The sequence below is a fragment of the bacterium genome (assembly GCA_027622355.1).
Taxonomy (GTDB): Bacteria; UBA8248; UBA8248; order UBA8248; family UBA8248; genus JAQBZT01.
In genome coordinates, this window is sequence record JAQBZT010000216.1 from 1 (window position 1) to 5042 (window position 5042).

Sequence of the window (5042 nt, forward strand, 5' to 3'; positions counted from 1 at the left end):
GCCGCCCGCCCGGCAAACGCCCAGACCGCCAGAAGCGCCACCCCGAACCTCAGCGCGAGAAAAGAGAACATCTCGGCGCTTCTGAGCGACTCCTTTACCAGTGAAAACGTCGCACCCCAGAAGAGCGCAGCCAAAAGAAGCGCGGCGACCGGCATGGCGCGTTCGCGGGAGAATCGGATGATCACAGTTCCTCTTTCGATAAAACCGCGCGGGGGCGGGCCCTAGAGGGGAGGCGCTGCCTGATACAGGGCCCGATCGACCGCCAAGGCGCCTTGCTGGACCAGCGTGGAGCAAATCTCGATTTCATCCTCGCGGAGCTCGTGGGGGCCGTCGAAATAAAGCGCCAAAATCCCGAGCAGCCGCTTATCGACCTGCATGGGAAAAACCACAACGGCGCCGACATTTTCTTCCTCCAAGACCGCGGGGGCCTGGGCCCACTCTCTCACCGCGGGAACTTCCACCATTTCGCCTTCGCGGACCGCGATCTTCTCCGGCATCTCCTCCGGCCCCATGGCGATGGCCGCCCGGTAGCCATCTCCCAGTCCCGCGGCATACACCTCGAACATCTGCTGCATTCCCTCATCATAAAGGGCCGCATAAGCGCGCCGCGCCCCCACCACCCCCATCGCCTGCGAGGCGATGAGAGAGATCACATCCCGGAAATGTGCGCCCTTGGCCACCGTATCGCTCACCCGCGAGAGAAGCTCGAGAAACTGCCCGCCGCCCGCCGCGGGGGGCGGCCCGGCCTGCGAGATCGAAATCAGCCGGTCGGCGGCCCAATCGTCGCTCTCCTCCTTGCGGCGGCGCTGAAAGACCGCGAAGAGACCGACAAGCAGCACCCACGCCACGACCGCGCCCGCGGCCAGGATACGCCCCTCGCCGCCGCCGGCCGGCGCCAGGGCGCCGCGCCGGTTGGTGACCAGAACCAGGCGCAGCTGGCGGGTCCCGCCCGGAACGCCCAGCTGGATCATCGAGCGTTCGTCCTCATAAACCGTGTTGAAAGCAGCCGGATCGCAGCAAACGCTGACCTCCAGGGTCGTGGAAAGTTTCGCATTGAAATTTTTCCCGATCGCCTCACTGGCGAACGAAGGGCCGCGCTGGGCGAAAAGAACCATTTGCTCCGGCTCGGAGAGGAGGAAAACGCTTTCGCTGGCAGAGAGTTCATCCGCCCAAACCCGGAACAGGGATTTCGCCTGCAGAATCACGCCCCAATAGCCGCCCGTCGCCGCCGAGGGAGCCGACAAAAAGAGAACGGGGACTCCGGAAAGTTCCTCCGCCTCGATGTGATACTTCGGCCCCTTGCCCTTCGCACCCTGAAGCGCGGCAACCGAACGGGCCCATATGCGCCGCTCCTTGAAGTCCGCGCGCGGAACCCCGCCCTGCCGCTTGGAGGAAATGATTTTCCCGCTCTGGTCGAGCACCACAGCCGCGGAGGGCCCCTCTTCTCCACTTTCGAGCAGGTGGGAAAGCGCCCGGGCGGCGACCCCCGGGCTGGGAGGACTCGAGGATACGAGAAATTCCGCCGCTTCCATCCGCCCCCGCAGCGAGGAGAACTTCTGCTCGAGACGGCTCTTGAAGGTGTGTGACAGCCGCAAATCCTTTTCGTCCAGCACCAGACGGCGGGAGGCGAGACCCGCGTTTCGGACTACATAAAATCCGGCACCCACCACAAGGGCGGCGACAATGGAAAACACGAGGAGCGGGCGATAGGAAACTTTGGGATCGGGGCTGGCGGTCACTGTGAAAAGGTTCCCCTGTCGGACGCAATCGGCGCGGTCGTGCCCCCTTGAAAATCTACCGTTTTGGCGAGGTAAAGAGCAACACGGGAAAACGGCCCAAGCCGTGCGCCCGGGAAGCGTCGCTGGCTATCCGGAGGAAGGGCCTGCCCCGTTCGAGGCGCCTCCCAGGACTTTCTCGGAAAAATGACACGCCGCAAAGTGGCCGGGGGCGACTTCCCGCATGAGTGGTTCCTCGGCAACACATTTATCTTCCTTGTAGGGGCAGCGGGTGTGGAACCGGCAGCCCGAGGGCGGATTGACCGGGCTGGGCACGTCCCCGCGGAGAATGATCCGATCTTTTTTCTTGACCCGCGGATCCGGCACCGGAACAGCGGAAAGCAGGGCATAGGTGTAGGGATGCCGGGGGGACATCACCACTTCATCGGCAGAGGCGAGCTCGACGATTTTCCCCAGATACATGACGGCGATCCGATCGCTGATGTGCTGGATCACGGACAGGTCGTGGGCCACGATGACATAAGCGATGCCGAACTCTTCCTGCAAATCCTCGAGGAGGTTGATGACCTGGGCCTGGATGGAAACATCAAGGGCGCTGACCGGCTCATCGCCAATGATCAGCTTGGGGTTGAGGGCCAGGGCGCGGGCGATGCCGATGCGCTGGCGCTGGCCGCCGGAAAATTCGTGGGGGTAGCGCCGCATGTGCTCGGGACGCAGCCCCACGCGGTTGAGAATCGCGGCGACCCGGTCCTCGCGCTCTCTTCCCTTGGCGATCTTGTGAATGGTCAGCGGCTCGCCGACGATGCTCCCCACCGTCATCCGAGGATTCAGGGAGGCGTAGGGATCCTGGAAAATAATCTGCATCTCGCGGCGGAGCTTTCGCATGGATTCGCGATCAAGGTGGGTGATCTCCTGCCCTTCGAACCAGATCTCCCCCGAGGTCGGCTCAATGAGACGGAGGATTGCGCGGCCGGCCGTGGATTTTCCGCATCCGCTCTCCCCCACCAGCCCCAGCGTCTCGCTCGGCGCCAGATCAAAACTCACCCCGTCCACCGCCCGAACATAGTTGCGCACCTGGGAAAAAACACCCCCCCGAACCGGGAAATACTTGACCAGATTTTTCACTTCCAAGAGCTTCTCGACCATGAACGGCTCCTTTTCCCTAGCCAGGAGGCAAATGAATGCGTTGACCCAAGATACCGTAAAATGCGGGATAGATGTTTGGTTTCTTACCAGATGGGTTCGATTTCGGGCAAGTCCATCCACGACCTTGGGGCCCGGCCCCCCTCCGGATCGGGGAAAAATTTGCTCTCCGCCGGGAGGAAGATGAGCTTTTTTCCCCTTTCCGCAGGCGGGCCGCATACCAAGAAATATTTATAACATATTGAAAAGTAAAAGATTTTTACGATTTCCCCGATTGGCACACGAATTGCTTCCTACATGGGCAAGGGGCGAATCTGCCCCACCTGAGGCGGTCTTTGCAGACGGGCGAGGGCACGGGTAAACTGGCGTGAAGCTCTCGTAAAGGCCCGCAAAGAGCTGGAGGACTGGAGATGGTGAACATTCATTCCATTCAGCCGGGCGGTGGACCCGGAGGGGTGGATCCGAGCCAGGGCGGCAAAAAGAGCCGTCCCGAGAAAGGGGCGAACAGCCCTGCTTTTGCGGATTTTCTCGATGCCGCCAAGAGTGGCTCCCAGAAAGGCGGCGCGGACGCGCCCCAGAAAGCGGGCGGACCGGCGACGCCCCCTGCGGCCTATCTTGGCCGCGTGACCTCGGCGATTGCCACGGGCAAGCAAAAAGTCATCGGCATCGGCGAGGAATTCTTCAAACTGGTCGAATCCTTCCGCCGGGAGCTGGGAAATCCCGAAGCCTCGCTGAAGGACATCGCCCCGCTTCTCCACAACATGGAACTCTACCGCGACAAGATGCTCGATGAGGTCAAGGAGATGCCTGAGGGCAACCCCGGCCGGAAGCTCATTGAGGAGATGGCCGCGCTGGTCTCGACCGAATCCGCCAAATTCAACCGCGGTGATTTCGTCTAAACCCCGAGGTCCCATCCGCCTCCCCCCGTGCGCCGGGGGGAGGTTTTTTTTGTACCTCTCGCCGTTGGAATTGTGCCGAAATTCTGTTAATTTCTCATGTTCGGCTTGAGGTGCTCCCTTCTGGCTGTCCGCCCCAGGGCCCGGAGCCGCCACAAGTTGCAATGATAACGAATTGAAAACAAACAATTTTTTTTCTGGAGACCGGAATGGCTGAAGAAGAGAAGACCGAAGAAACCCCGGAACAGACCCCGGCGGAGGCCCCGGCCGAAGCCGCCGCCACGGAAAGCGCGCCTGAGGCGGAGGCCAGCGCCCCTGCGGAAGAAGCCCCCGCCGCCGAGGCCCCTGCGGAGGACGTGGGTCCCAAGCTGACGGCACGCGAAATCGATAAGATGAACGTCCCCAAGCTCAAGGAAGCCGCCCTTCAGTACGGGGGCCGCATCTCGGGCGTTCACGGCATGGACAAGAACCAGCTCATTCACGCGCTCAAGGAGATCAACGGCATTCCGCTCCAGGAACCCAAGCGCGAATCGAACATCGATCGCAGCGCCGTGAAAAAGAAGATTCGAGGGCACCGCGCGGCGCGCGATCAGGCGCTCCAGGAAAAGAACAAGGTCGGCCTCAAGCGCGCCCGCCGGAAGATGAAGTCGCTCCGCCGCAAACTCGTCCGCAGCGCCTAAGACCCGCCAAGACTCCTGAATGGCTGGCTTCCCGCTGGAAAGGAAAAACATATCCGCATGAACGGTGAACCGTCTCCTCTGCCTGTTTACCTCGCCGTGAAGGAAGCGTTTTTCGGCGAGCGCATTCTCCACGACATTCCGCGCTTCGACCGGCTCCAGCTGGCGACTCTTCAGATCAACGTCGGCAAGCTCTGCAATCAGTTTTGTGCACACTGCCACGTCGGGGCGGGCCCCCATCGCAAAGAGGTCATGACGCAAGAGACCGCCGAGCGGATCATCGCCTGGCTCGCCGCCTCCGAGATCCCCGCCGTCGACATCACGGGCGGCGCCCCCGAGCTGGCGCCTCCCTTCCGCTACCTCGTCGAGGAGACGCGCCGCCTCGGGCGCCACGTCATGGTCCGCTGCAACCTGACCGTCATCTTCGAGCCGGGCATGGAATGGCTGGTGGATTTCTACCGCGAGCAAGAGGTGGAACTCATCTGCTCCCTGCCCTGCTATCTCGAGGAAAACGTCGACAGCCAGAGGGGCGAGGGCGTATACGAGAAAAGCGTCGCCGCTCTGCGCCGCCTGAACGAGACCGGGTTCGG

General features: G+C 62.1%; 6 protein-coding genes. 3 read left to right on the forward strand and 3 right to left on the reverse strand.

Going from position 1 to position 5042, the window contains the following annotated elements; all coding sequences use genetic code 11:
* From O2807_11720 to O2807_11730, 3 genes are all read right to left on the reverse strand, one after another.
* A partial coding sequence (locus O2807_11720; GenBank protein MDA1001165.1) for an EamA/RhaT family transporter occupies positions 1-185 on the reverse strand: 185 nt, incomplete at its 3' end.
* 36 nt (positions 186-221) lie between these two features.
* Complete coding sequence (locus O2807_11725; protein ID MDA1001166.1) at positions 222-1739, reverse strand: GAF domain-containing protein; 1518 nt, start codon at positions 1737-1739, stop codon at positions 222-224.
* Positions 1740-1865: 126 nt separating this feature from the next.
* On the reverse strand, positions 1866-2882 hold the full coding sequence (locus O2807_11730) for a dipeptide ABC transporter ATP-binding protein (protein MDA1001167.1): 1017 nt from the start codon (positions 2880-2882) through the stop codon (positions 1866-1868).
* A gap of 407 nt (positions 2883-3289) precedes the next feature.
* On the opposite strand from O2807_11730, the gene O2807_11735 reads away from it, so the two are divergent.
* The 3 genes from O2807_11735 to O2807_11745 form a co-directional block, all read left to right on the forward strand.
* Positions 3290-3778: a hypothetical protein gene (locus O2807_11735; protein MDA1001168.1), complete on the forward strand. Its 489-nt coding sequence runs from the start codon at positions 3290-3292 to the stop codon at positions 3776-3778.
* A gap of 206 nt (positions 3779-3984) precedes the next feature.
* Positions 3985-4455 (forward strand): hypothetical protein, encoded by a 471-nt coding sequence (locus tag O2807_11740; protein MDA1001169.1) that lies wholly within the window; start codon positions 3985-3987, stop codon positions 4453-4455.
* Positions 4456-4512: 57 nt separating this feature from the next.
* On the forward strand, positions 4513-5042 hold a 530-nt coding region (locus tag O2807_11745; protein ID MDA1001170.1), incomplete at its 3' end, for a radical SAM protein.

Bases quoted from the DNA above. Each gene is read 5' to 3' on its own strand.
- O2807_11730 (MDA1001167.1), bottom strand. From the start codon at position 2,882: ATGGTCGAGAAGCTCTTGGAAGTGAAAAATCTGGTCAAGTATTTCCCG.
- O2807_11735 (MDA1001168.1), top strand. From the start codon at position 3,290: ATGGTGAACATTCATTCCATTCAGCCGGGCGGTGGACCCGGAGGGGTG.
- O2807_11740 (MDA1001169.1), top strand. From the start codon at position 3,985: ATGGCTGAAGAAGAGAAGACCGAAGAAACCCCGGAACAGACCCCGGCG.